Annotated in this window: 22 protein-coding genes; 12 read left to right on the forward strand and 10 right to left on the reverse strand. The window is 71.5% G+C overall.

Annotated features, from left to right (window positions below; all coding sequences use genetic code 11):
- Nucleotides 1–4: 4 nt before the first annotated feature.
- The 3 genes from EV375_RS01740 to EV375_RS01750 are packed head-to-tail and all read left to right on the forward strand — an operon-like array spanning nt 5 to nt 2,870.
- The gene (locus EV375_RS01740) at nt 5–721 is read left to right on the forward strand and encodes a (Fe-S)-binding protein (RefSeq protein WP_130297861.1); all 717 of its coding nucleotides are present in this window, start codon (nt 5–7) and stop codon (nt 719–721) included.
- Entirely contained in the window at nt 718–2,226 is a 1,509-nt protein-coding gene (locus tag EV375_RS01745) for a lactate utilization protein B (protein ID WP_130297862.1), read from the forward strand. The genes EV375_RS01740 and EV375_RS01745 overlap by 4 nt, the downstream gene beginning before the upstream one ends.
- Nucleotides 2,223–2,870: an LUD domain-containing protein gene (locus EV375_RS01750; RefSeq protein WP_130297863.1), complete on the forward strand. Its 648-nt coding sequence runs from the start codon at nt 2,223–2,225 to the stop codon at nt 2,868–2,870. The genes EV375_RS01745 and EV375_RS01750 overlap by 4 nt, the downstream gene beginning before the upstream one ends.
- 93 nt (nt 2,871–2,963) lie before the next feature.
- Here EV375_RS01750 and EV375_RS01755 read toward each other — a convergent pair whose 3' ends face one another.
- A complete protein-coding gene (locus EV375_RS01755) occupies nt 2,964–4,004 on the reverse strand; it encodes a hypothetical protein (protein ID WP_130297864.1) in 1,041 nt (346 codons plus the stop codon).
- Between the two features lie 280 nt (nt 4,005–4,284).
- Between EV375_RS01755 and EV375_RS01760 the strand changes: the two genes are divergently transcribed.
- Together EV375_RS01760 and EV375_RS01765 are read left to right on the forward strand one after the other, a co-directional pair.
- Nucleotides 4,285–4,695, forward strand: a complete 411-nt coding sequence (locus EV375_RS01760; protein WP_130297865.1) for a VOC family protein — start codon at nt 4,285–4,287, stop codon at nt 4,693–4,695.
- 251 nt (nt 4,696–4,946) lie between these two features.
- Nucleotides 4,947–6,089 (forward strand): questin oxidase family protein, encoded by a 1,143-nt coding sequence (locus tag EV375_RS01765; protein WP_130297866.1) that lies wholly within the window; start codon nt 4,947–4,949, stop codon nt 6,087–6,089.
- 31 nt (nt 6,090–6,120) lie between these two features.
- Here EV375_RS01765 and EV375_RS01770 read toward each other — a convergent pair whose 3' ends face one another.
- Nucleotides 6,121–6,642: an O-acetyl-ADP-ribose deacetylase gene (locus EV375_RS01770; protein WP_130297867.1), complete on the reverse strand. Its 522-nt coding sequence runs from the start codon at nt 6,640–6,642 to the stop codon at nt 6,121–6,123.
- A gap of 498 nt (nt 6,643–7,140) precedes the next feature.
- Here EV375_RS01770 and EV375_RS01775 point away from each other — a divergent pair, with 498 nt between their 5' ends.
- Nucleotides 7,141–8,433, forward strand: coding sequence for a DUF1343 domain-containing protein (locus EV375_RS01775; RefSeq protein ID WP_130297868.1), 1,293 nt, complete (start codon nt 7,141–7,143; stop codon nt 8,431–8,433).
- 92 nt (nt 8,434–8,525) lie between these two features.
- Here the strand turns inward: EV375_RS01775 and EV375_RS01780 are convergent, their stop codons facing one another.
- The 3 genes from EV375_RS01780 to EV375_RS01790 form a co-directional block, all read right to left on the reverse strand.
- Complete coding sequence (locus tag EV375_RS01780; RefSeq protein ID WP_165434665.1) at nt 8,526–9,833, reverse strand: MFS transporter; 1,308 nt, start codon at nt 9,831–9,833, stop codon at nt 8,526–8,528.
- Between the two features lie 141 nt (nt 9,834–9,974).
- The gene (locus EV375_RS01785) at nt 9,975–10,547 is read right to left on the reverse strand and encodes an alpha/beta fold hydrolase (protein ID WP_130301536.1); all 573 of its coding nucleotides are present in this window, start codon (nt 10,545–10,547) and stop codon (nt 9,975–9,977) included.
- A 74-nt stretch (nt 10,548–10,621) separates the two neighbouring features.
- Complete coding sequence (locus tag EV375_RS01790) at nt 10,622–11,047, reverse strand: hypothetical protein (protein ID WP_130301537.1); 426 nt, start codon at nt 11,045–11,047, stop codon at nt 10,622–10,624.
- A gap of 302 nt (nt 11,048–11,349) precedes the next feature.
- Between EV375_RS01790 and EV375_RS01795 the strand changes: the two genes are divergently transcribed.
- The 3 genes from EV375_RS01795 to EV375_RS01805 all read left to right on the forward strand — a co-directional run bounded on the left by EV375_RS01795 (nt 11,350) and on the right by EV375_RS01805 (nt 17,222).
- The gene (locus EV375_RS01795; RefSeq protein WP_130297869.1) at nt 11,350–13,719 is read left to right on the forward strand and encodes a penicillin acylase family protein; all 2,370 of its coding nucleotides are present in this window, start codon (nt 11,350–11,352) and stop codon (nt 13,717–13,719) included.
- Between the two features lie 272 nt (nt 13,720–13,991).
- Complete coding sequence (locus tag EV375_RS01800) at nt 13,992–15,575, forward strand: glycosyltransferase (protein WP_130297870.1); 1,584 nt, start codon at nt 13,992–13,994, stop codon at nt 15,573–15,575.
- A 195-nt stretch (nt 15,576–15,770) separates the two neighbouring features.
- Nucleotides 15,771–17,222, forward strand: coding sequence for a lipase family protein (locus EV375_RS01805; RefSeq protein WP_130297871.1), 1,452 nt, complete (start codon nt 15,771–15,773; stop codon nt 17,220–17,222).
- 36 nt (nt 17,223–17,258) lie between these two features.
- On the opposite strand, the gene EV375_RS01810 is transcribed toward EV375_RS01805, so the two are convergent.
- The 3 genes from EV375_RS01810 to EV375_RS29000 all read right to left on the reverse strand — a co-directional run bounded on the left by EV375_RS01810 (nt 17,259) and on the right by EV375_RS29000 (nt 19,226).
- Nucleotides 17,259–17,999 (reverse strand): TIGR03943 family putative permease subunit, encoded by a 741-nt coding sequence (locus tag EV375_RS01810; protein ID WP_130297872.1) that lies wholly within the window; start codon nt 17,997–17,999, stop codon nt 17,259–17,261.
- On the reverse strand, nt 17,996–19,006 hold the full coding sequence (locus EV375_RS01815; protein WP_130297873.1) for a permease: 1,011 nt from the start codon (nt 19,004–19,006) through the stop codon (nt 17,996–17,998). Before EV375_RS01815 ends, EV375_RS01810 begins: the two co-directional genes overlap by 4 nt.
- Before the next feature lie 64 nt (nt 19,007–19,070).
- Nucleotides 19,071–19,226: a hypothetical protein gene (locus tag EV375_RS29000; protein ID WP_165434644.1), complete on the reverse strand. Its 156-nt coding sequence runs from the start codon at nt 19,224–19,226 to the stop codon at nt 19,071–19,073.
- Nucleotides 19,227–19,604: 378 nt separating this feature from the next.
- Here EV375_RS29000 and EV375_RS01820 point away from each other — a divergent pair, with 378 nt between their 5' ends.
- The gene (locus tag EV375_RS01820; RefSeq protein WP_130297874.1) at nt 19,605–20,522 is read left to right on the forward strand and encodes a cobalamin-binding protein; all 918 of its coding nucleotides are present in this window, start codon (nt 19,605–19,607) and stop codon (nt 20,520–20,522) included.
- Between the two features lie 206 nt (nt 20,523–20,728).
- Here the strand turns inward: EV375_RS01820 and EV375_RS01825 are convergent, their stop codons facing one another.
- Nucleotides 20,729–21,262: a hypothetical protein gene (locus EV375_RS01825; protein WP_130297875.1), complete on the reverse strand. Its 534-nt coding sequence runs from the start codon at nt 21,260–21,262 to the stop codon at nt 20,729–20,731.
- A gap of 561 nt (nt 21,263–21,823) precedes the next feature.
- On the opposite strand from EV375_RS01825, the gene EV375_RS01830 reads away from it, so the two are divergent.
- Nucleotides 21,824–22,792, forward strand: coding sequence for an aldo/keto reductase (locus tag EV375_RS01830; RefSeq protein WP_130297876.1), 969 nt, complete (start codon nt 21,824–21,826; stop codon nt 22,790–22,792).
- 265 nt (nt 22,793–23,057) lie between these two features.
- Here the strand turns inward: EV375_RS01830 and EV375_RS01835 are convergent, their stop codons facing one another.
- Entirely contained in the window at nt 23,058–24,428 is a 1,371-nt protein-coding gene (locus tag EV375_RS01835) for a peptidase C39 family protein (protein WP_130297877.1), read from the reverse strand.
- Nucleotides 24,429–24,603: 175 nt separating this feature from the next.
- Between EV375_RS01835 and EV375_RS01840 the strand changes: the two genes are divergently transcribed.
- Nucleotides 24,604–25,218, forward strand: coding sequence for a nucleoside/nucleotide kinase family protein (locus EV375_RS01840; protein WP_130297878.1), 615 nt, complete (start codon nt 24,604–24,606; stop codon nt 25,216–25,218).
- Nucleotides 25,219–25,565: the final 347 nt, after the last annotated feature.

Consider the following 25,565-nt stretch of genomic DNA (forward strand, 5'->3'; position numbering starts at 1 on the left):
GACCGTGCGGGTCGCGCTCTTCATCACCTGCATCAACGACACGCTCTATCCCCGTACCGGGCAGGCTGTCGTCACCCTCCTGGAACGGCTCGGTGTCGAGGTCGGCTTCCCCGAAGGCCAAAGCTGCTGCGGACAGCCGCAGTTCAACACCGGCTACCGGAAGGAGGCCGTGCCACTGGCCCGCCGCTGCGCAGAGGTCTTCCGCGACTACGATCACGTCGTCGTGCCGTCCGGGTCGTGCGCGGCGATGGTGCGGGACAACTACCCGCGGATCGACGCCGAGGCCACGCAGGAAGTCGTCGCCCGCACGTGGGAACTCACGGAGTTCCTCGTCGACGTCCTCGGCGTGACCGACGTCGGCGCGTACTACCCGCACACCGTCACCTACCACCCCACCTGCCACGGGCTGCGCATGCTCGGCCTCGGGGACCGCCCGCTCCGGCTGCTGGAGGCCGTGAAGGGACTGCGGCTGGTGGAGCTGGAGGGCGCCGAGGAATGCTGCGGTTTCGGCGGCACCTTCTCGGTGAAGAACGCCGACGTGTCCGCCGCCATGGGCGCCGACAAGGCCCGTCACATCGAGCAGACCGACGCCGAGGCGGTCTGCACCGTCGACAACTCCTGTCTCATGCACATCGGCGGCACCCTCACGCGGCGCGGCGCCGCCACACGCCCCGTACACATCGCCGAGATCCTGGCGGGCACCGAGGAGGCACCACTTTGAGCGGTACGTATCTGGGCATGCCCTCCTTCCCGCGTGCGGCGGCCTCCTCCACGAGGGACTTGAGGCTGCGCGGCAACCTGCGGCACGCGACGCACACCATCCGCGCCAAGCGCGCTCAGGCCGTCGAAGAGCTGGGCGACTGGGCGCAGCTGCGCGCGGCGGGCGCGGCCCTCAAAGAACGCACACTGCGCCATCTCGACCACTATCTGGAGCAGTTGGAGGCCGCCGTGACGGCGGCCGGCGGCCACGTGCACTGGGCCCGCGACGCGGAGGAGGCCAACAGGATCGTCACCGGCCTCGTCCGGGAGACGGGCGAGAGCGACGTCGTCAAGGTCAAGTCCATGGCCACGCAGGAGACCGGGCTCAACGAGGCGCTCGCGAAGGCGGGAATCTCCGCGTACGAGACCGACCTCGCCGAACTCATCGTGCAGCTCGGCGACGACCTGCCCTCCCACATCCTCGTCCCCGCCATCCACCGCAACCGCGACCAGATCCGCGACATCTTCCGCGAGAAGATGGGCAGTTGGGGGCGGGCCGCGCCGAAGGGCCTCAGCGACGACCCCGCCGAACTGGCGGAGGCCGCGCGCCTGCATCTGCGGGAGAAGTTCCTCAATGCGAAGGTGGGCATCTCCGGCGCGAACTTCATGGTCGCCGAGAGCGGCACCCTCGTCGTCGTGGAGTCCGAGGGCAACGGCCGCATGTGCCTGACGCTTCCCGAGACCCTGATCTCCGTCGTCGGCATCGAGAAGATCGTGCCGACGTGGCAGGACCTGGAGGTCTTCCTGCAGACGCTGCCGCGCTCCTCCACGGCGGAGCGGATGAACCCCTACACCTCCACCTGGACGGGCACCACCGACGAGGACGGACCCTCGGCCTTCCACCTCGTCCTGCTCGACAACGGCCGCACGGACGCGCTGGCCGACACCGTCGGACGGCAGGCGCTGCGCTGCATCCGCTGCTCGGCATGCCTGAACGTCTGCCCGGTCTACGAGCGCGCCGGCGGCCACGCCTACGGCTCGCCCTATCCCGGACCGATCGGCGCCATCCTCACTCCCCAACTGCGCGGAGTGCACAGCGAACTGGACGCCTCGCTGCCGTACGCCTCGTCGCTGTGCGGGGCCTGCTACGAGGTGTGCCCCGTCGCCATCGACATCCCGGAGGTGCTGGTGCACCTGCGAGAACGCGTCGTCGAAGGCGGCACCGTCACCGTCCGCGGGCAGAGGACCACCGTCAAACCGGCGAAGGGGCACGCCGCCGAGCGCGCCGCCATGCGCGCGGCGCGCTGGACGTTCGAGCATCCCGGTGCCCTGCGCGCAGGCCAGCGGATCGCCGCACGCACCCGGCGTCTGACGCCGCGGCGCCTTCCGCTGCCGGGGCCGGGCAGGGCCTGGTCCGACAGCCGGGACATTCCGCGGCCGGCGCCGGAGTCCTTCCGCGACTGGTGGAGGCGGACCCGTGGCGGCGGACCCGCCGCTCCGCGCACGGAAGGAGGCGGCGCCGAGTGAACAGCCGCGATGTCGTCCTCGGCCGCGTACGCCGCGCACTCGCCGACGTGCCGCGCGACGAGGGACCGGAGGAGGCGGCCGTCCCCCGCGACTACTGGACCACCCACGCCGAGCGCACCGACGCCCAGCGGCTGGACCTGCTCGCGGAGAACCTCGCCGACTACCGCGCCCTCGTGCACCGCTGCACGCCCGCCCAACTGCCCGCCACCATCGCGGAACTGCTGAGCGCGCGCGGTGCCCGCAGCGTCGTCGCGCCGCCGGGCATCCCGGCCGGCTGGCTGCCGGGGGAAGTCGAACGCGTCGCCGACGACCCTTCGATGCCGCCGCGCGAACTCGACGCCCTGGACAGCGTCGTGACGTGCTGCGCCGTGGCCGTCGCCGAGACCGGGACCATCGTGCTGGACGCGGGAGAGGACCAGGGCCGGCGCCGCATCTCCCTCGTGCCGGACCACCACATCTGCGTCGTACGCGCCCCGGAACAGATCGTGGACTCCGTGCCGCAGGCGCTCGGCAGGCTCGACCCGGCCCGTCCGCAGACCTGGATCTCCGGCCCGTCGGCCACCAGCGACATCGAACTCGACCGCGTGGAGGGCGTCCACGGCCCGAGAACCCTGGAGGTGGTCATCACCTCACCGGAACGGTGACGATTCACAAGAAGTGACCCGCTGCCCTCTCCACACCTGCAATCCCTCCGGTACTTCGAAGCCGCAGAACGCTCGGCGCCGCCACTAAAAGCCTCACAGCGCGAGGTAGGAGAACGCGAAGAGAGCTACTCCGAGAACCGACGGCAGCACCAGGCGCCTGTAGCGGCCGACCCCAAACGCTGCACCGAATGCGGTGAAAACGAGGGTCAGCATGCCGGAAACTCCCGCGAGCAGGCTCAGTGCTTCCCGCACAGGCAACTCATCGGCGATCTGGGTACTGGTGACGATGAAAGCGATGACCGCGGCCAGCAGTCCCAGGCTCCCGAGGGTCTCCGAACGCAACCTGGTGAGCTCCTGCTGCTCACGTTGCCGGATCTCCTCCGCGACTGCCTGCAACTGCTCCTTCATCGAGACTTCCAGTCGCTCGGTACTGTCGTGCAGCCTCGAGCGAATGTTCTGCGTTTCTCGGCGCAAGAGAATGTCAGACCTGATGCGGTGATATTCGACAATACGCACGGCGTATCCGGTCTGGTCGGAGTCCTCCAGGTCAAGTGCGCGCTGGATGGCCGCCAGGGCGGTGTCGAACTCGCCGAGCAGTGCGGACAATTGAGCTCGTACTGCATGGAATCGAGGACGTTCGGGGCTGAACTCGATCGCACGACTCATCTGGTTGAGCGCCGTCCGCAGCTCCCTGGGGTCAAAATCGGCACCGCTCCACGCGAACTCGGCGAGCACCCGGGCGCGGTGGGCGACCAGCGGAAGGTTTCCGGGGTATGCGGCCAGAGCCGACGTCGCATGATGTAATGCCGCACTGAAATCCGGGCCTGTCGGGTCGAGCAGCGCCACGTCGGAATCGAGGACGGCGCGCATGGGCACGGAGGCGAACCGCGCCGAATGGCGCCCATAGATTTCGCAGTACTGGCTCGCATCGAGTGAACGACGGTGACGTGCAAGCAGCACATAAAGGGCGTTGAAACCCCTTGTCGTTTGCTGCTCGTCGACTATGAAGTCCTCCAGCGCGTTCATACCGTCGGCGTCCAGCCGGGAACACATTTGGGCGGCGACCTGGTGGTAGTCCGACGATTCCAGGGGAGGCATACCGTCAAGCGCGTCCTCGAGTTCTTCGGGCGACATGACCCAACCCTATCCGTGAGGCACTGCCGGGGCCCCGGTGCCGCTACAACGACCTCCCCAACTCATGGGGCCTATCGTTCGGTTCCGCAGGCGACCTGCGTAAGTCGCCCGGGGGTGCGGCAGCACCCGCCCGGAAGTCGAAAGGGCGTCCACGGCCCGAGAACCCTGGAGGTGGTCATCACCTCACCGGAACGGTGACGGACGCGCCGCCCGGGACGCGTCCCTCATGGCACGGTGATATCCGCTGGACAGGCGCGCCGGACCTCAGAACACTGAGCCGGTGAAGTCAACTGTCAAGAACATTGCGGTCGATTGCGCGGACCCGTACGCCCTGGCCCGCTTCTGGAGCGAAGTCCTCGGCATCCCTGTCCACCCCGACGACGAGCCCGATGAGGACGAGGTGGGCATCCCCCTCGACGGAGGACGGGAGCTGCTGTTCCTCAAGGTTCCCGAGCCCAAGGCCGTGAAGAACCGCCTGCATCTGTGCCTGGAGCCCGAAGGGCGGCGTGACCGCGAGGTCGAACGGCTGCTGGCACTGGGGGCCACGATGGCCGACGATCGCCGGGCCGAGGACGGCACCGGCTGGGCGGTGCTCGCCGACCCCGAGGGCAACGAGTTCTGCGTGCTGCGCAGCACGGCCGAGCGGGAGGCCACGTCGGCCGTTGCGGCCCTGTCACCGGATGAGGCCTGACGAGGCCGCTTCGTCCCCGGTTCGTGGGCGCCGCGTCGCACACGCGAGCCGCGCTCCCGGCTCCGGTCCGAGGGTGCGGCTCGATGCTCAAGCCCCGGACCGGTGCGATTCCCCCCGCGGAAGGGCCTCGCCCGCGGAGTCCTAGGACTCCCCCGCCAGGGCCTACTTCCCTCGTCCCGTCGCAGACGGGCCGTTCGACCGGGCCGGCGGGCCGTTACGCGCCGTCGCACCGCGTCGTAGCGTCTGACGGCATGGACACCGGGACGACCGACAGCAGCGGCACGCTGGACGAGGCGCTGGAGCGGCTGCACCGCAGCGGCCCCGAGCGCGAGGACTGGCTCAGCAATCACGCCCCGATGGCCGTCGAGGCGCTGGTGCGGCACGGCAAGGCGCCCACGGTGCACCGCTGGCTGGACCGGTACGAGGACAAGCTGGAGGACATGCCCGTCTCCTCCTCGCCCGTCACGGACGCCGACTGGCCCGAGGCGCTGGGAGACCCACGGCGACTGGCCGACTGGATCGCCTACTTCACGCGGGAGCTGGAGGAGCGTCCCTGGCGAGAGGTGCTCGCCGAGTGGTGGCCCCGGCTGCTGCCGGGCATCAGCGCCGCTGCCACACACGGCGTGATCCGCGTGGGCCACGCCGTGCGGACGCTGCTCGACGAGCCCTCCGCCGACGGCAGCCGGGGAGCGGTCGCCCCTGGCCCCCGTATCGACGAGCTCGCCCACGCCCTCGGCTACTGGGCGGGCCGCCACCTGCCGCTGCCCCGGGTCAGCCTCTGCCCCGGGCCGGGCTCGGCCGCAGCGGGACTCGACGCCGTCCCCCGCATCGGGGATCAGAGCGGCGGATTCCGGGACCGCCTCCCCCGGATCACCACGCTTCCCGCCCTTCCCGGCTCGTACGGGACCGGCACCGATGGTCCGGACCGCACCGGCCCGGACGGAACGGGCTCCGGCGCGCCCGGCCCCGGTCAGGCACGTGCGCTCCTGGAGGACCTGGTGCGTGCGGCGACGCACCGGTACGCGACGCACGCCCACGGACAGCCGGTGATGCTCGTGCACGCGGCGACCGCGCCGAACGCCGTCCTGCGGACGTTGCCCGCCCTGCCCGAGCGGCTCTGGCTGCCGAGCCTGGAAGCCGCATGGTCGGCGGCCACCGTGGTGACCGCGGTCTACGCGCCGGCCGCAGCGTCGCCCGCGCCTCTCGACGCCGCCGCGCGCCTCACATCCGGGGAGATCTTCGAGCGCGCGGCCGCACACGGCGACGAACACACCATCAAACTCACCGACACCGCACTGGACGTCGCGGCCCGGGATGCGGCCGTGACCGGCGGCGGAAGCGTTCACGCGCTGGCCGCGGCGCTGCGCTCCGTCGAACTCGTCGACCCCGCCTGAGCAGGCGGCGGGGAAAGACCCGGGCCGGGCCCTACAGCTCGGCCGCGAAGGTGGCGTAGGAGCGCTCGTCGAAGAGCACGAACCGCACTTCGTCGAAGTCCTCGGCCTCCTCGCGCACGGTGGCGACGGCGATGCGGGCCCCGTCGTCGAGCGGCCAGCCGTAGACGCCGGTGGAGATCGCCGGGAAGGCGACGCTGCGGGCGCCCAACTCACGTGCGACGCACAGCGATTCGCGGTAGCAGGACGCCAGCAGCTCCGAGCGGTCCTCGCTCTTCGCCCAGACGGGACCGACGGTGTGGATCACCCAGCGGGCGGGCAGCCGCCCTGCCGTCGTGGCGACGGCCTGCCCCGTCGGCAGCCCTTCCTCGAAGCGGGACGAGCGCAGTCCGCGGCACTCGGCGAGGATGTCCGGGCCGCCCTTGCGGTGAATGGCGCCGTCGACTCCGCCTCCGCCCAGCAGCGAGGAGTTGGCGGCGTTGACCACCGCGTCGACGTCCTGCTCCGTGATGTCGCCCTGCACGATCGTGACAGCGGCGTTCGTCGGATTCGGCATACGGGTCATCCTCGCACCGCGCCGTGGGCCGTTGTGCGTACTCGCCGCGTGCCCGCCCCAGGACTCCGGCTGAGCCAGGGCGCCCGGGCCCCGCACCGAGAGAGCCGAGCTGAGAGAGCCCCCACCGCGTCGGGCCTACTGGGGGAGAAAACCCGACGCGGCGGGGACCGGCCCTGAGGGCTGAGTCCGAGAGTGCGCCCGTGATGTCCGGATAACAAGGCTTTGAGGGAAACTTTCACAATCTGATGAGTCGCTCACTTCTGTCCGAAGGTGGAGCAGGCTCCCCCGCGGCCACGACGGTGTCCGCGGTCAGGGCGGTTCCGCGGTCAGGGCGCACACCGGAAGTGCGTCGGCCGGTTGCTTGGCACAAGGGTGAGCGGGCCTTTCATTGCGCGTACCACTGGCGGCGTGCACGCACACTGGTAGGCGCTGTGGCCGTGGGATAACTTGCGTCACCTGCCGTGCCCTGAGCACCCGTCTCCGGAAGGACACCTGCCGATGTCCAGCAACCCCTCCCGCCGCTCGGTCTTCCTCGGCGGCACGGCTGCCGCCCTCGGCGCCCCGCTCCTCGCCGCCGGCAGCGCCTCCGCCGCCACGCCTCCCGGCGGCGCGGGCCGGAGGCGCGTCACGACAGGCGCCGATGTGGCCGCGACGTCAGGCTGGAAGATGCTGCGCGGCCGCAAGGTCGGCGTGGTCAGCAACCCGACGGGGGTGCTGCGGGACACCAGCCACGTCGTGGACTCCATGGCCGCCCGCAAGGAGCTCAACATCGTGGGGGTGTTCGGGCCCGAGCACGGCTTCCGCGGGAGCGCGCAGGCGGGCGAGTCCGAGCCCGAGTTCGAGGACCCGCGCACGGGCCTGACGGTCTACGACGCCTACGGTGCGGACGCCGCCAAGATGGCGCAGCTGTTCCGCAAGGCGGGTGCGGACACCATCGTCTTCGACATCCAGGACGTGGGAGTGCGCTTCTACACCTACATCTGGACGATGTATCAGGCGATGGTCGCCGCCCGCGACATCGGCGCCTCCTTCCTCGTCCTGGACCGTCCGAACCCGATCGGGCGGAGGGCGGACGGGCCGATGATGACGAAGGAGTACACCTCCGGTGTCGGCCTGAAGCCCATCATCCAGCAGCACGGTCTGACGGTCGGTGAGCTGGCGGGTTACTTCAACGGCGAGCTGCTGCCGGACGAGGGCAAGGGCGGCAAGGCCGATCTCGACGTCGTACGCGTCCGGGGCTGGGACCCCGAGGCGCCCGCGCAGGAGACGGGCCTGCCGTGGGTGCCGCCGTCGCCGAACATGCCGTTCCCGGACACGGCCACCGTCTACTCGGGCACCGGCTACTTCGAGGGCACGAACCTCTCCGAGGGACGGGGCACCACCAGGCCCTTCGAATTCATCGGCGCCCCCTACCTGGACCACCGCTACAGCGACCGGCTCAACGCCCGCAAGCTGCCCGGAGTGCGCTTCAGAGAGGGCTACTTCGTGCCCACTTTCAGCAAGCATCAGGGCAAGACCTGCGCGGGCGTCCAGCTGCACGTCACCGATCCCCGCAGCTACCGGCCCATCCCGACGGCCGTGGCGATGCTCGCCGAGGCGATGAAGTACGACGACTTCGCCTGGCGCAAGGACAACGACCCGCGCCCGTACTGGATCGACAAGCTGTCCGGGTCGACGCGGCTGCGGACGATGCTCGACGCGGGCAAGAGCACGGACGAGGTCGTGGGCGCCTGGGAGGACGAGGTCCGCGCCTTCGACCGCACCCGCCGGCAGTACTTCCTCTACCGCTGAGGCCCAACGGCCGACGCCGAGGCACACGACGTGGCCGCCGTTCCCGGTGAGGACCGGGGCGGCGGCCACGTCGTGTTGCGGGGCCCGGGGCCCTACCGGTCGAGCGGCTTGTTCGCACCTTCCGGCAGCTTCAGGTAGACGACCGCGGAGATGAGGCACAGCGCGGCCACGTACCAGGGAAAGGCGCCCGGCCGCCCCAGGTCCTTGAAGAGGGTGCCCATGTAGGGGGCGGTGCCGCCGAAGAGGGCCACCGTCACGGAGTACGGGAAACCGATGCCTGCCGCGCGTACGCGGGCGGGGAAGACCTCGGCGTTCACGGCCGCGGCGACCGAGGTGTAGCCGGTCAGCAGGACCATGCCCGCGCACTGCACGAGCAGCAGCGACGTGAACGACGTGGTGATCGAATTCAGCAGCGGCACGCACAGCACGGCGAAGCCCACGGAGAAGGTGAGCAGCAGCGGCTTGCGCCCGACACGGTCGGAGAGCAGACCGCCCAGCGGCTGCAGCAACGCGAAGAACCCCAGCGAGATGGTGCCGATCAGCAGCGAATCGCCCTTGTCGAAGCCGACGTTGACCTGCGCGTACGTCGGCAGGTACGAGGTCCAGGTGTAGTAGGCGATGGTCGCGCCGGTCGTGATGCCGCAGATGAGCAGCGATTCACGCGGGTGCGTGCGCAGCGCCTCGAAGAGCCCGGGACGTGGCGCGGCCTGCTGCTCGGCGCTGCGGGTCTCCTGCGAACCCCGCCTGATCCAGAAGCCCACGAGGCTCAGCACCGCACCGAGCAGGAACGCCGCCCGCCAGCCCCACTGGTGCATCGCGGCGTCGTCGATGCTTGCCACCAGCAGCGCCGTGACGCCGGAGGCGATGAGCTGTCCCACGGTGGTGGAGACGTACTGGAAGCTGGAGAAGAACCCGCGCCTGCCGGGTCCCGCCGACTCCACGAGGAAGGTGGTCGCCGCCGCGAACTCGCCGCCCACGGAGAGACCTTGCAGCAGCCTGGCGATCACCAGCACGACGGGGCCGAGCAGTCCGGCGGCCGCGTAGCTGGGGGTGAGCGCCAGCAGGAGGCTGCTGCCGCCCATCAGCAGGATCGTGGCGGTCAGTGCGGCTCGGCGTCCGCGGCGGTCGGCGATGGCGCCGAGCAGCAGCCCGCCGATGGGGCGCATGAAGAAGCCGACGGCGAAGACGGCGAACGTCGAGAGCAGCGGGACGAGCGAGTTGCCGGCGCTCCGGGGGAAGATCTCGTCGGCGATGAACGTCGCGAGGAAGGTGTAGGCGAGCCAGTCGTACCACTCGACCGCGTTGCCTACGGAGGCGGCGAGAAGTTGGCGCCCGGAGCGCATCGGTGGGGCCTCGCCGGCTGCCTTCGCGGGCCCGGCGGCATCGGTCGGCTGCGTCATGGGCCGTCCCCTCCCCAGAATTCACCTGCGCACACCGCGTGTGAATACATGCTCACCAAACCCGACGGACGTATGCGGAGCGGAACCTTCCGCGCATCGGGCCGCCCCGGTGCCCGGTGAGGCTTGAGGGCACCGCGCCCGCTACCCGTCGGCGCCGTCCGCGAGCATCCCCGCCACCTCTTCCGCCACCGTGCGGTGCCAGTCGGCACGCCGCCGCAGCATCGCGTGGTCGCCGCCGGGTACCGGGACGAAGCGGGTCTGGGCTCCTGCCTCACGTGCCCGCACCAGCAGCCGGCGGGAGGCGCCGGGATCGGTCACGCGGTCCCGGTCTCCGTGCAGCACGACGACACGGCGCCCGGAGAGCTGACGCACGGGCTCACCCTCCGGGCACCACGGGGCCAGGGCCACCACGCCCCGCACCGCGGCGTCACCGGCGACGCGCAGCGCGGCCCGTCCGCCCATCGAGTGTCCGACGACCACCACCGGCAACTCGCCCACGGTCCGGGCCAGTTCGCCGAGCGCCCAGCGGGCGTCGCGCGAGGCGTCCTCCCGTTCGCCGTTCCAGCCGCGGCACCGGTACCTCACCCGGCACAGCAGTACCGAGCGTCCCGCGGTTGCCCTGATCAGGGACGGGACGAAGAGCCGCATGCGGGCTCCGGGAAGATTCCACGGCGGCGGGGCCTCCAGCCCGTCGGAGCGGCCGCCGTGCAGCATCAGCACGGCAGCCTTCGGCTCCTCGACGGTGGTGTGCGGGAGGAGGGCCGGGGCCGCCTCTGCCTCATACGAGGTCACCGGGCCGCCCGGTGACGGCGCAAGGTGCGGAAGCCGGCGGAGCACCGCTCGCCGCGCTGCCCGCGGCGGGCGCACAGTCCCGCGACCGACAGCGAGGCCCAGCCCACCGACACGGCGACGGCCTTGGCGCGGGCGTGCTTGGGAAGCGTGGAGCCCAGGAGAACGGCGTCCCCCAGGTCGGAGGCGATCCGGACGAGCGTGGCCGTGCGCAGCGCGGGTCCCTCCGGTGCGCACGCCATCGCCAGCCCGTCGGCCGCGTCGCGCAGCGCCAGCGGACGCAAGGAGATCCGTGTCGCCTCCGCGGCCCGTCCGTCGGCGCCGGTCAGACCCGAGGGCCTGGCAAGCAGCTCGGGCCTGGCCGCCACCGCGAGCCCGTACAGGGCGGTGGCCGCGCCCACCAGCCGCAACGTCTTCACGTGCACAGTCTCCGCCTCGCCGTTCCTCGCCGTTGTTGTCACCGTTCCTCTTCCCCGCGTGCCGGCGCGTGAGCCCGGCCGGACGCCGTCCGGGGACGTGTACCCCCGAGTCGCGGAGGGACGCGGAACAACGGCGGGCACGCGTGGCCGATGCGTGCCCGCGCACGTGGCGGGGCAGGCGTCCGCCGTCGCCCTCGGGTGTTCGGGGCTCGGGGCTCGGGGCTCAAGCGGAGAGCCTCCGGAAGCCCGGGGGGTCCCGCCGCGTCGCGGGCCGGACAAGCAGGACGGACTCGGGAGGGCCTCGGAAGGTGCCGGACACTCAGGTATCGCACGCCGTCTTCACGGTGCCCGGGCTCGGCGCACCCGTGGAAATCCGCATCGACCGGTGGGGCGTACCGCATCTGTACGCCTCGTCCCGGCGGGACCTCTTCCTCGCTCAGGGCTTCAACGCCGCCCGTGACCGCCTCTTCCAGATCGACCTGTGGCGTCGCCGCGGGCTGGGACTGCTCTCGGAGGTCTTCGGCGACCGGTACCTCGAACACGACCGCGCGGCCCGGCTGTTCCTGTACCGCGGTGCGATGGAGGAGGAGTGGCATTCCTACGGTCCGGACGTGGAGCCGGCGGCCAGGGCGTTCACTGCGGGCGTCAACGCCTTCGTGGAGCTGTGCGGACGTCAACGACAACTGCTGCCTCCGGAGTTCGGGCTGCTCGGCTACGAGCCTGCGTTCTGGGAGCCGTCCGACGTGGCCCGCATCCGCAGCCACGGACTCCACTACAACCTGGGCGAGGAGGTCGCGCGGGCGCTGACGCTGCGCGACTTCGGGCCGCAGGTCGAGGAGTTGAGGCGGGTGCGCGAGCCCTCGCCGCACCGGCTGCGGGTGCCGGAGGGCCTGGACCTGTCCGTCATCCCCGACGACGTGCTGCACGTCTACCGGCTGGCGACGGTGGCGCCGTGGGCGGCTCCGCCCGCCGGATCGCCGGCGCCGTCCCGCGCCGGGGTGGACGGCAGCAACAACTGGGTGCTGGACGCCTCCCGCACCGCCACCGGACGCCCCCTGCTCGCCAACGACCCCCACCGGGCGCTCACCCTGCCCTCGCTCCGCTACCTGGTGCATCTGACGGCTCCGGGCCTCGATGTCGTCGGCGCCGGCGAACCCGCGCTGCCCGGTGTCTCCATCGGGCACAACGGGCGGATCGCCTTCGGGCTGACGATCTTCCCGATCGACCAGGAGGACCTGTACGTCTACCGCACCGACCCGGAGGACCCCACCCGCTACCGCTACGGGGACGGCTGGGAGTCCATGGTCCGGGTGACGGAGCCGGTCCCCGTACGGGGCGGCGACGATGCGGAGGCCGAGCTGTGGTTCACCCGGCACGGCCCCGTCGTCCGCCGGGTCCCGGAGCGGAACGCGGCGTTCGCGGTCCGGGCGGCCTGGCTGGAGCCGGGCATGGCCCCTTACCTCGGCAGCATCAACTACATGGGGGCGCGCAGCGCCGCGGAGTTCACGGAGGCGATGCGGCTGTGGGGCTCGCCCGGCGAGAACCAGGTGTACGCGGCGGCCGACGGCACCGTCGGATGGGTGCCCGCGGGGCGCGTCCCCGTCCGCCCGGGCTGGGACGGGACGCTGCCCGTGCCGGGCGACGGACGGTACGAATGGGCAGGCAGTCACGAGCCGGGCACTCTCCCGTCGGCCCGTGACCCGAGGGGCGGCTGGATCGCCACGGCCAACCAGATGAACCTGCCGCCCGGATACCCCAACGCCGACCGCACGGTCACCTACGACTGGTACGCGCCCTACCGGTACCGGCGCATCGCGGAGTCGCTGGAGAGCCGTCACGACTGGACGGTCCAGGACTGCGTCGGGTTGCAGACCGACCACGTCAGCCTGCCGGCGCGCAGCATCCAGCCGTTGCTGTCCGGGCTGACGAGCGACGACCCGCGCGTGGCCGCGGCCCTCGGAATGCTGCGCGGGTGGGACGCACGGCTCTCGCCGGACTCGTCCGCGGCGGCCCTGTTCGAGATCTGGTTCCGCCGTCATCTGCGCCCGGCCCTGCTGCGTTCGGCTCTGCGGCGTCTGCTGCCCGCCGACCGGGCCGAAGAGGCGCTTGCCCGGATCCTCCCCGCCGAGGACTCCTCCGCCGACGCCCGCGTGGACCTGGGGCTGCTGCTGGAGCCGGGCGACCGGCTGGGTCCCGACCCCGCGGGAGAGGTGCGCCGCGTCATCCGCGGCTCCCTCGCCGGCGCCTTCGCCGAGGCGGAGGTTCTGCTCGGCGGCGACCCCGGCGGCTGGCGGTGGGGCGACCTGCATCACAGCCTTCTGCGGCACCCGCTGGCCGAGCTGTTGCGGGAGCGGACGGGAAGCGAACCGGAGTGGGCTTCCGTCGGACCGGTGCCGCGCGGCGGCAGCGGCGACACGGTCGGCGCTGCCGAATACACCTCGGCCTTCCGCCAGAACGCGGGCGCCACGTTCCGCCTCGTCGTGGACGTCGGCTCATGGGACGAGTCCGTGGCCATGAACTCCCCCGGCCAGTCCGGCGATCCGGGCAGCGGCCACTACCGCGACCTGTTCGCCGGCTGGGCGGACGACGCGTCCTTCCCCCTCCTCTACAGCCGCTCCGCGGTCGAGGAGCACACGGAAGGGACCGTCACGCTGCGGCCCGCGCCGGACGAGGCGTAGGCAGGCAAGCCTGACCGTGCCGGGCGGGTGATCCCTCTCTACGGCCGGGCGCTCCACGGGTGACGGCACACTCCACCTGTTCCGGGCAACGGGCCGGGACCGCTCGCCCTCAGCTCAACTTTTGCGTCCCTGCCGGGGTTTCAGTGCCTCGCCTCCGCCGTGCACGCGGACGGAAGCACACGCGCTGAAGGACGCGGACAGGAGCACGGAGACGCATCGGCGTGCGACTGTGCGCCGGTCAAGCGGCTGATCATCCCGGCTACGCTCGTTCAATGGCAAACCTTCTGCCGGTTGCCCGCCCGCGGCTGCCCAAGGGCAGGCAGTTCGCCCTGACCTGGAGCATCCCCGACCAGTTCGGCGGCATGACGAGCGCGATGCTCCACCGCTCGCGGGCTCTCGTCAGCCTCGCGCGACGCCCCGTCGACGTCCTCACCTTCGACGACCGCCCCGACTACCCGTCACTCGAGGCCGAGTTGCGCTCGGCCGGCGAACTCATCGACGGCATACGGCTGATGAACCTCTACGACTTCTTCCGCGGCCTCGAACTCCCGGCGTCCGCGGCCGGTTCACTCGACCTCCGCCGGCACCCCTTCAACCCCCTCCGCCCCGACGACTCCCACGTGCCGGCGCTGCGCGACGGTCTCGTGCTCAGCCGGAGGCGTTGCGCGGCGGACGGGACGGTGCTTCAGACCGACCACTACCGGGAGGACGGCTCGCTGCTGCTGAGCGACCGGCGGGACATCCGCGTCCCCGGCAAGGAGGGCGGCAGATCCGTCGTCCTGTGCGACCGGGCGGGGAACCCCGTGCGCTCCTGGAGCCGGATCTGGTCGTTCTACCGGTTCTGGCTGGACCTCGCCCGGAACCGCGAACCCTCGATCATGATCGTCGACAGCAAGACCGTTGCGGCGTTCATGCTCACCTACCGGCGCAAGCTCGCCACCACGATGCACGTGGTCCACAACTCGCACCTCGCTCCGGACGGTGGACCCACGGGGTTACTGAAGGAGTCGCGGCGGCCGGTCTTCGAGCGTCTCCATGACTTCGACTCCGTCGTCCTCCTGACGCCCCGCCAGAAGCAGGACGTCGAGACACTGCTCGGCCCCGCCGGCAACCTGTGCGTGATCCCCAACAGCAGAAGCCTCCGCCGCCGGTCCCGGCCCGAATGCCCCAGGCCGCCGCGGCGAGGCATCGTCGTCGCGGCGCTCATCGGCCGCAAGCGCGTCGATCACGCCGTACGCGCAACGGTCCGCGCCGGGCAGCTCACCGGGTGCGCGATCAGTCTCGACATCTACGGCGACGGGCGGGAACGGGAGCGCCTGGAGTCGCTGATCGACGGACTCGGCGCGGCCGGCACCGTCCGGTTGCACGGCCACCGGTCCGATGCCCGCGCCCGTCTCCGCGAGTCGTCCTTCATCGTTCTGACCGGACGCACGGAGGGCCTGCCGCTGGTCCTGGTGGAGGCTATGGCCGCCGGCTGCATCCCCGTCGCCTACGACATCCCGTACGGCCCGGCGGACGTCATCACTCACGGGCAGAACGGGTTCCTCGTCGAAGCGGGCGACGAGCAGGCGCTGGCCGGGACGGTCGCCGCGCTCGTGACGACGGCGCCGGAGCGGCTGACGCGGATGCGCCGGGACGCCCGGCGGGCCGCGGGCCGGTTCTCCGACGCCGCCGTGACAAGGCTCTGGGCCCGGGAGATGCGCGCGGCGCAACGGCGTCACCAGGCGGTCTTCGGCCGCCCCGCCGGACGCGTCCGGAGGCTGGTGCGGCGGGGGCGGCGAGCCCTGGCGTGGCCGGTCCGGCGCCTGCGGCTGCGCACCGCGCAACGGCGTGCACAGCCCGCTGCCGACGTATGAGCGTGTCCGTGCGTGTGCCGGGTGCGTGGTCGGGAGACGGTGTCCGGGGCGGCGCGGGGTGGCGGTGGCCGGCGGCCGAGCCGTCACGACGAGCGGGAAGTTACCGTAGCGTAACCGGCCAACCGGTTACCGCGGGTACACCAGCACCGCTAGTTTTCCCTCGCCCGGCTTCGGGAGCAGAGCGAGGAGAGAGCCATGGGACAACCGTCGAGGCCCACGGGGGACGAACCGGCCTTCGGTGGCCAGGACCGTGGTCCGGTGACGGCGCGGCCAACCGCTCCCACCGCCCCTCCGCGGAAGGCCGCCGGCCACGGCCGCCTCCTGACCACCGCCGTCGCGGTCGCCGCCTGCCTCGGCGCCCAGGCCGCACCGGCCTGGGCGACGGGGGCGCAGCCCGACCGGGACCAGTGGGATCGAACGGTCTCACGGGGCGTGCCCGTCCCGGCGTTCTACGATCCGCCCGCCCAGCTGCCGGAGACCGACGGCACCCTGATCCGGACCGAGACGCTTCCGCTCGGCCTGAGCCTGCCCGGCCCGCGCGGGACACTCCCGGGCACGGCGACCCGCATGATGTACAAGTCCACGGACTCCGGCGGGAATCCGGTCGCGGTGACCGGCGCCTACATCGAGCCGTCGGCCGAGTGGAAGGGCGGCGGACCCCGCCCGCTGGCGGCCCTGGCGCCGGGCACGATGGGCCAGGGCGACCAGTGTTCGGCGTCGCTCGCCCTCGAGCACCCGGTGACGCTGAACGGCCGGACCGTCTCCGTCGGTTACGAGGACGTGGCCGTCTACCGGCTTCTCGCGGCGGGTGTCGCGGTGGCCGTGACCGACTACGCCGGCCTCGGCGCGACCGACCGGCTTCACACCTACGTCAACCGGCTCGACGAGGCCCACGCGCTGCTGGACGCCGCACGTGCGGCCCGCGCCGTGGACGGATCGTCCGTCAACTCCGCCTCACGCGTCGGCATGTACGGCTACAGCCAGGGCGGAGGCGCGGCCGCCGCGGCGGCCGAACTTCAGCCCTCCTACGCTCCCGACGTGAAGCTGGCCGGCACGTACGCCGGCGCACCGCCCGCCGACCTGGCCGAGGTCGTCAAGGGCATCGACGGCAGTGCCCTCGCCGGCGCCCTGGGCTGGTCGGTCAACGGTTTCGTCCAGTCGGATCCCTCCCTCCGGAAGATTGCGGAAGCCAACCTCAACGCGACGGGCAAGGCCGCGCTCGACGACCTGTCGACGATGTGCGTGGGCGACGCGATCCTCAGGTACGGCTTCAGCAAGAGCACGCAGTGGACGACCGGCGGCAAGTCCCTCACGGACATCGTCGAGGCGGAGCCGAAGCTCCGGGCGACCCTCGACGAACAGCGGATCGGCAGGCTGAAACCGGCGGGTCCGGTGCGTGTGGCGACCGGTGTGCAGGACGACATCGTGGGGCACGCCCAGGCACGCCGGCTGGCCGTCGACTGGTGCCACAAGGGCGCGGACGTCACCTACAAGCCGGTCGAACTGCCCAACCTGGGCGACGGACTTCTCACGAACCACCTCGCACCGCTCCTCGTCGACCAGGGCAGCGCCGTCTCCTGGCTGACCGACCGCCTCTCCGGCAGGTCCGCCTCCTCCAACTGCGCATCCCTGCCTGCCCGCAAATGATGGAGCCTGCCCGGAGTGGACGTCTGACGTGTTGCCTCAGCTCTCGTACTCGTCGTCGGGAGCCTTGACCGGGCGGGCCCGGCTGACGTCGAAGTAGGGAATGACGCCGTCGTTGACGGGGTCAGCGGTGCGCTTGCGCGAGTACGTGCCGGTGACTTCGAGCCACGTGTCGGCCTGGAGCGTGGGTGGCAGCCGGCCCGAGAGGCCGATCTTGACCGGCGCGGCGTCCGCCGCACAGCAGTTGAGAACCATGCGGGTCAGGTACGGGGCGCCGCTGCGGTCGAGAGCGACGAATCCGGTCATCATGATCCGGCGGTCGCCGAGCGAACGTCCGTGGTCGTAGACCGCCCGCGCGGCGTAGTCGCCGACGCCGAGCCGGAGAGGGCTGCCGTCGGGGAGGCTCGGGAAACCGGGAGGCTTCTGCAGGGCCGTGCCCGCGCGCATCGCGCTGTAGGAGCCCGGTGCGGGCGGTGCGACCAGGATCAGGGCGAGCAGGGGGAGGACGAGAAGCCACGATATTCGCGGTTCGCGGTGACCGTGCCCGTGCCCGTGCCCCTCGTGGTGCTCCTCGTCCGCCGCGCTCCCCCGGTGCCCGCGCAGCCGCCGCAGTTCGTACCAGACGGTGGCCACAGCCGTGAGGACCAGGACGATGCCCGCGGCGAGCAGCAGCGGACGCAGACCGGCCTTGACGTAGCGCAGGTAGAGGTCGGTGAAGCCGGCACGCAGCACGGCCACGCCGGTGAGGAACAGCACCGCTGCTTGCGCGTACCGGTTCACAGCAGCACCGCCCCGGTCAGGACGGAGACGAGGACGGCCACTGCGAAGGTGACGGGCGCGAACCGCATCGCGAATCCGCGTCCGAACGTGGCGGCCTGCATGGCGAAGAGCTTCAGATCGATCACCGGTCCGACGACGAGGAAGGTCAGCCGGGCCGTGAGTGAGAACTGGGAGAGGGACGCGGCCACGAACGCGTCGGCCTCGGAACAGATCGACAGCAGCACCGCGAGGACACCCAGGGCGAGGACGGCCACGACAGGGTTGCCGGCCGCGCTCTGCAGCCAGTCGGGGGGCACCACGGCCTTGAGGGTGGCGGCAGCCATCGCCCCCACGACGAGGAATCCTCCGGCGTGCATCACGTCGTGCCGCACGGAACCCCAGAACGCCGCCCCTTTGCCGAGGCCTTCGAACGAGGGGCGGTCCGGGGGCCGCAGCCAGTCGGCACGGGCCCACCGCTGCCACATCCAGCCCATCGCGCACGCCACCAGCAGGCTCGCGGCGAACCGTGCGAGGACCATCTCCGGATTGCGCGGAAACGCGACTGCGGTGGCGGTCAGCACGATCGGGTTGATCGCCGGGGCGGACAGCAGGAAGGCCAGGGCCGCGGCGGGGGTGACGCCCCGCCGCACGAGCGCACCGGCCACAGGAACGGAAGCGCACTCGCAGCCGGGCAGGACCGCTCCGCCCGCTCCGGCGACCGGAACCGCAAGGGCGGGCCGCCGCGGCAGCGCTCGGACGAAGAACGAGGGCGGGACGAGGACCGCGATGGCCGCCGAGAGCAGCACGCCGAGCACGAGGAACGGCAGTGCCTGTACGACCACCGCGACGAACACGGTCATCCAGCTCTGCATCACCGGGGCGGACAGGGCCCGGCCGACGGGTGCCTGCAGCACCATCACCAGGAGCAGCAGCATCGTCAGCACGAGCGACGAACTGACCCGCCGGCGCTGCGGACCGTCCGCGTCGCGCCCGACGGCCCGCGACGGGGCTGCTTCGGTGGTCGGCACGGGTCGGGATACCTCCGGGTCGGGCGTGCGCGCGCCGCGGTGGCCCGGCGTGCGGCACGCTCCGTCAGCGTAGCCGCGCCTCCTCGCGGCGTCCTTCGAACCGGATGAAGCGATGCGTGAGCAGGCCGGCGGCCCGCCGCAGCGGCCATCCGTCCTCGACGACGCAGCGGGCCAGGCGACGTCGGCCGGTCGGAGTCAGCGGAGCGTTACGGTGGGACAACGAGGGCCTCCTGGACGCCGGTCGAGATGTCGCAATCCCCACCGAAACCAGAAGGCCCTCGCCTCATGCAAGCACCACGCGTCCCCGTCACCAACGTGCCGGAACAGCACACTTGGGGAAGTGCCTCACGGCGGCCCCGCCGGAGGCGAAGCCCGACGAGCACCGGACTTCCCCGGGTCCGGCTCCCGTTCAGCCGCCTGCGGCCCATCGGCGGACAGTCGGCGGACAGTCGGAACCGCAGCTGCCGGCGGCCCGGCCGTACGGGGATGTGACGCAGCTGTGAAGCCCTCCCGCGCTGGTCAGAGATCTCTGTGAGGAGATCGGGAACCCGGTTGCCGCGTCAGGGCTTTCACCACAACGGGACAGTACGGTGCGGGCATGCGCATCGTCTCCCTGCTTCCCGCGGCGACCGACATCGTCGCCGAACTCGGCCTGGCCGACGCCCTGGTGGGCCGTACGCACGAGTGCGACTGGCCGCCCGAGGCAGTGCGGGACACCCCGGTCGTCACCGCCGCGGGCCTCGACGCGCAGGGCATGGGCAGCAAGGAGATCTCGGAGGCCGTCGGCGGTGCGCGCCACAGCGGCTCCTCGCTGTACGCGCTCGACGTCGGGAAACTGACCGAACTCGCGCCGGATGTGGTGCTGACCCAGGAACTGTGCGAGGTGTGCGCCGTCTCGTACGGCAGCGTCGCCGGAGCCGTGCGCACGATGGAGAGCGGGCCGACGGTGCTGAGCCTGGAGCCCCGCACGCTCACGGACGTACTCGGCTGCGTGGAACGCCTCGGCGCGGAGCTGGGCGTGCCCCTGGAGGGGGCGAGGCAGGTCTCGGCGCTGCGGGGACGCCTGGAGAGGGTGCGAAGGTCCGTCGCGGGACGGCCCAGGCCCCGGGTGGCCGCGATCGAATGGCTGGACCCGCTGTGGCCGGCGGGCCACTGGGTGCCGGAGCAGATCCGCACGGCCGGAGGTGAACCGCTGCTCGCCGAGCCGGGGGAGCACACCGAACCGGTCGACTGGGAGACGGTGCGGGCCGCGCAGCCCGAGGTCCTGCTGCTCATGCCGTGCGGGCTCACTCCCGAACGCACCGAAGCAGAGCAGGAGTTGCTCACCGGGCTGCCGGGCTGGGCAGAGCTGCCGGCGGTGCGGAACGGGCAGGTGTGGGTGGTGGACGGCCCCGCGTACTTCAACCGCCCGGGGCCGCGCGTGGTGCGGGGCACGGAAGTGCTCGCGCACATCCTGCACGGCGTCACCACGGGGGACGACGTCACGCCTGCCGAGGCCCGGCGCGGAAACGCGTAGAGCAACCACCCTCGGCGGAGGCTCGGCGGGGCTTCCGCATGTGGGTCGTGGGGGGAAACGAGCAACTGTGGGCCCGCCCGCCGCGCAGGCGCCGTCCTCGGGCCTCACATCAGCCGGACCCGCCCGTCCTGGACGCCGCCGTACCAGCCGGCGTCCAGGACGAGCCGCTGCTCACTACGGTGCGAGCGGTTCCCGGCGGTCAGCCGTCAGCGTCGCCGCTCTTGGGAGTACGCCGCAACCACGTGGAAGCCGTGGTCTGCGTGCGTTCCCTGCGAGTTGTATGTCTGGATGTACAGACAGTTGTCGGTGCCGACCCGGCCCACGACGTTGATCTCACCGGGAGAGGAGGCGCCGACGTTGCCGGGAAGTCCGATGCTCGCCACGTAGGTGCCGTTGTCGATCGGTACTGCGAAGCAGACCTGGTAGACGCCGGTGCCGAGCTTGGTCGCCGACGTGGCACCGAAGCTCTGGTCCCTGACGAGGGTCGCGTCGCTTTGCACGACAGCCCGGACGGTCCTCTGCGTCTTCTTCTTCTCGTGGTCACCGAGCCCCTTGGCGGGCGCGGCGGGTTTCGGGTTTGTCGTGTTGGGCGGGACGGGCTTGTCGGCCGCGGCCGCGGGCGAGGCGATGAGAACCCCGGCGATCACGGTTCCGGCAACCGCCGAAAGTCCTCTTGCGGCCCAGGTGATGCTCTTGGACCGGCCGTTGACACGTCGTGAAGTCCTGACCTCGGATTCCATTCCTGCGCTCCTTGTTCCGTGCGTGCGTGAGCCACTCAGAAAAAGCGAGGGAAAGCCTTCTTCCGGGCTGCCGTCCGCGAACCTCACACCTGGACGTTGCCCGGAGTACATCCCTCCGGAAGCCATGCGGAATTGGTTGAATGCCTGCCGGCCCGACGGGCGCGACGCTCTGTTGCTAAATCGACAATTCCACGGTCTGCACAATCGGTTTCGCACAGACCCGGCCTGCCACCTGTGCGGGCCATCGAAATGCGCCGAACGGGCAGGACGGCCGGCCACGGGCCCCGGGCCTTCGACATGACGGAGACCACCGGGCCGGCGCCGTCGAGAACTTCGGGATCTGCCAGGAGCCTACGTTCACCCCACCGGATCGGCCGGGCCGCTGCAGCCCCACGTCGGCGCAGAGCCCTCGTCGCCGCGGCCGCTCCCCCGTGACTGCGCTCGGTCGATACGTCCTGGTGCGACCGCACCCGCGGCGGTCTCCCAACCGCCGAGCCGCAGACGCAATTCGGGTACGGTGACGCCGCCCCGCCCGGACCAGCTCACCGGAGGATGCCGACCGTGCCTTTCGAACCTCTCGCCGCCACGCCGGTCACACGGATCGGGCTCGGCCTGGCCGCTCTCGGACGTCCCGGCTACATCACGCTGGGACGGGATTCGGACCTGCCCGCCGAGCGGACGGTCGAGGCGATGGAGGCCCGCTCGCACGAAGTGCTCGACGCCGCGTACGCGCACGGGGTGCGGTACTTCGACGTCGCCCGCTCCTACGGAAGGGCGGAGCAGTTCCTCGCCGGCTGGCTGCGGAAGCGGCCGGACGCAGACGACGTCGTGACCGGCAGCAAGTGGGGCTACACCTACACCGCCGAGTGGCGCACGGACGCGACGGTGCACGAGGTCAAGGAGCACGGCCGGGCCACGTTCGAGCGGCAACTGGCCGAGACGCGGCAGCTTCTCGGCGACCGTCTCGACCTGTACCAGGTGCACTCCGTGACGCCGGACAGCCCCGTCCTCACGGACCGCGCGCTGCAGGACGAACTCGCCGCCCTCGCCGCCGAAGGCGTCACCGTCGGCCTGTCCACGAGCGGGCCCGAACAGCCCGCCGCCATCCGTGCCGCACTCTCGGTCGAGGTGGAGGGCCTGCCGCTCTTCTCCACCGTCCAGGCCACGTACAACCTGCTGGAACCCTCTGCGGGCCCCGCCCTCGCCGAGGCGCACGACGCGGGACGCGCCGTCCTCGTCAAGGAAGCCCTCGCCAACGGCCGTCTCGTGCACGAGGCTGTCCCGGAGTCGCCCCTCGGCAGTCTCGCGAGGCAGACCGGCACCTCCCCCGGCGCCCTGGCGCTGGCCGCCGTCCTGCACCGGCCCTGGGCGGACGTCGTCCTCTCCGGCGCCGCCACGACGGCCCAGCTCGACGACAACGTCTCGGCCTCCGGCGTCCACCTCACCGACGGCGATCTGGAACGTCTGTGGTCCATGGCCGAGCCGGCGCCCGCGTACTGGCAGCACAGGTCGGCCCTGCCGTGGACGTAGCCGGGAAGCCGGGAACGGCCTGTGCGGGGCCCGTCACGGGAGGGCCCGTCCACCCGCACCGAGTCAACTGAACGAATCCCGCTGCCCGTTGGCCGAGGGGCAACGCCGCGGCGGAGGCCTCACGCGGTCACTCGGCCGGTCGCCTCCTGGAACGGCCGCGCCCCGGCCGCGGCTCGGACCAGCTCTGGAACAGCTCTGGAACAGGCCGCGGGCGGCGGCACCTGCCACCGCCCGCGCGGAAACCCGGCCTCTTGCCGGGTGAGGCTCAGCGGACCCCGAGGTCGCGGAGGACGTTGCGCTGCCCGGCCGTCAGACTGGTCGGGAAGTACAGGTAACACACGCCGCCCGTACCGGACTTGACCTTGCCGTCCGCGTCCTTGCGCTTGGTGCGCAGCCAGATGTTCTCCCACTGCCTGCGCTTGTAGACGCGGCGCACGGCCTCGTTGTCGTCGGAGGCAGGATCGTTGGCGATGACGTCGCCGTCCTGCGTGAAGCCGATGACGGTCATCAGATGGCCGGCGGTGCCGTAGCCCGCCCCGTCCAGTTCCGACTCGATGAAGGACTGCGAGGTGATGACGGGAATCCCCGCCGCCACGAGCCGCTCGACGTCGGTGAGGCTGCCGAGCCGGGTGACCACGGCCTCCATGTCGCGGTAGGTGGCGGCATACGCCGCGTTGAAGGGCCAGTTGCCGCAGCCCTCGTACTGGTAGTCGAAGGTGTAGCGCGCCGCGTGGCACACCTGCGGGTCGGCGAAGTCCGGGTCGACCCACTCCAGATCCTTCTCCGAGGGCGTGCGGCCCCAGTATTCGAGGATCATCGTCGACGAGGTCGGGCTGCACCAAGCCTCGCCGCCACCGTCGTACTCCGGGTACTGGCCCTTGTGCACCTCCTGCGAGAAGCGCGGGACCTCCAGCTCGATGCCGCGGCCCGTGCCTGGCTTGGAGGCCGGGACCTCGAAGCGATCGGGAACATCCGAACTCATCGCGCTCAGCCGCCACACGGCCGGCTTCGCCCCGCTGGCCAGTGCCCGGTAGAGCGTCAGGCGCAGCTTGTAGCCGGTCAACCGCAGGCCGCTGTCCAGTTCGTCGATGGCGAGGGTGTCCGTCCACACGCTGGACTTGCCGTCGCTCTGGTCGTCGACGGACGTGCGCCGCGGAACGTCCTTGCCGTCGCCGGAGGTCCAGATGCCCATCGTGTACCAGGGCGTCTCCGTGCCGTCCGAGTAGCGGCCCTGGATTTCGACGCGCAGCCAGGTGCCCTTCGGCGTGTGCGCGTTCCACGATGCGATGACTTCGCCCGCGGCGACTTCGGTCGGCTGCAGCGGCGAGGTCCAGGTGGCGTACTCCCAGGTGGCGCTCTCGCCGGTGTGCGGGTCCTTGTAGCCGGCGGTGCCCTGCGGAGTCTCGAAGACGACGGCGGGTCGGCCCCGCCCGACCACACGCGTGCCCTTTGCCGTGCCCGCTTTCCAGTCGCGCGAGGTGTTCCAGCTGTGCAGCGAGATCTTCGGCCTGGCGGCTGCGGTCCGGCCGGGCCTGGCGGCCCGCTCCGAGGCGGAGGCGGGCGGGGCGGTCGCCATGGCGGCCGTGGCGACGGCGGCTGCAAGTACGGTACGGCGCGTGGTGGGTCTGCTGTTCATGGCCATAGATCCCTCAACCTCGGTTCCCCTGCGGCAGGTGCGCGTCAGATGCCACTATCCCCGCTCCGGCGCCCACCCGGCCACCGGTCCGGCGGCGACGCACACACCAATATTGGAGTGGACCACTGACACGGCTGACGCCGCGGCACATCCTGGCGGACCGTAGGCTGGCCGGGTGTCCGGCTCCGACGCCCCTCATATACCCCTCCCCGTCCTCGTCGCCCTGCTCCGGGACCTGCCGCCGTCGTGCGGGCCCGTACGGCTGGTCGCCGTGGACGGTCACGCGGGCTCGGGCAAGACGACGTTCGCGGGACGGCTCGCCGCCGCCCTCGGCGGAGCACCCGTTCTGCACCTGGACGATCTGGCCAGCCACGACGCCTTCTTCGACTGGACCGGACGGCTCGCCGAACAGGTCCTCACACCCCTCTCCCAGGGCCGCACGGCGCGCTACACGCGGTACGACTGGAAACGCGCGGCCTTCCCCCGCGGAGAGCACGCGTCGACACCGCTGCCGCCCGCACCGGTGATCCTCGTCGAGGGCGTCGGGGCGGGCCGTCGCGTGCTGCGTCCGCACCTGTCCCGTCTGCTGTGGATGGACATGGCGCCGCAGGACGCGTGGCGGCGCGGCCGCATGCGGGACGGTGCGGAACTGGCGGAATTCTGGGATTCGTGGACGCGCAGCGAGAACAGGCATTTCGCGGAGGACCCCTCGTATTCGTCTGCGAATTACCTGGTGCGTCAGGGAGAGCTGGGGTTCGAGGTGCGGGTGGGACCTGCGGGAGACCGCTGACGGTCCCAACTCCTCACACTCAGTGACGCGTTGGCGGATTCCGGCCGCTGCTCACGGTGCCGGTCGCCGGAGCCGCTTGACCCGGGAGCCTCACAGGAATTACTTTTCCAACAGGCGCTCTGTACAGGTCGCCTGCAGACGCGAAGCCCCCGGTTGTTCCCCCGTGATCGGGGGCTTCGTTCTGTCTTCCTCCGCTCACACCGCATCCCCGCCCGCGGATCGCCGTTCACCGTATGTGACCGCATCTGACCGCACCGGCATCTCCCACGGCTTCCTTCCGCACCGCGTGCACCACCCTTCGGCCGCGACGATCTCGCGGGTACGATGCGTAGGGAAGCCGGACTTCG

It is taken from the genome of Streptomyces sp. CNZ301, assembly GCF_004217425.1.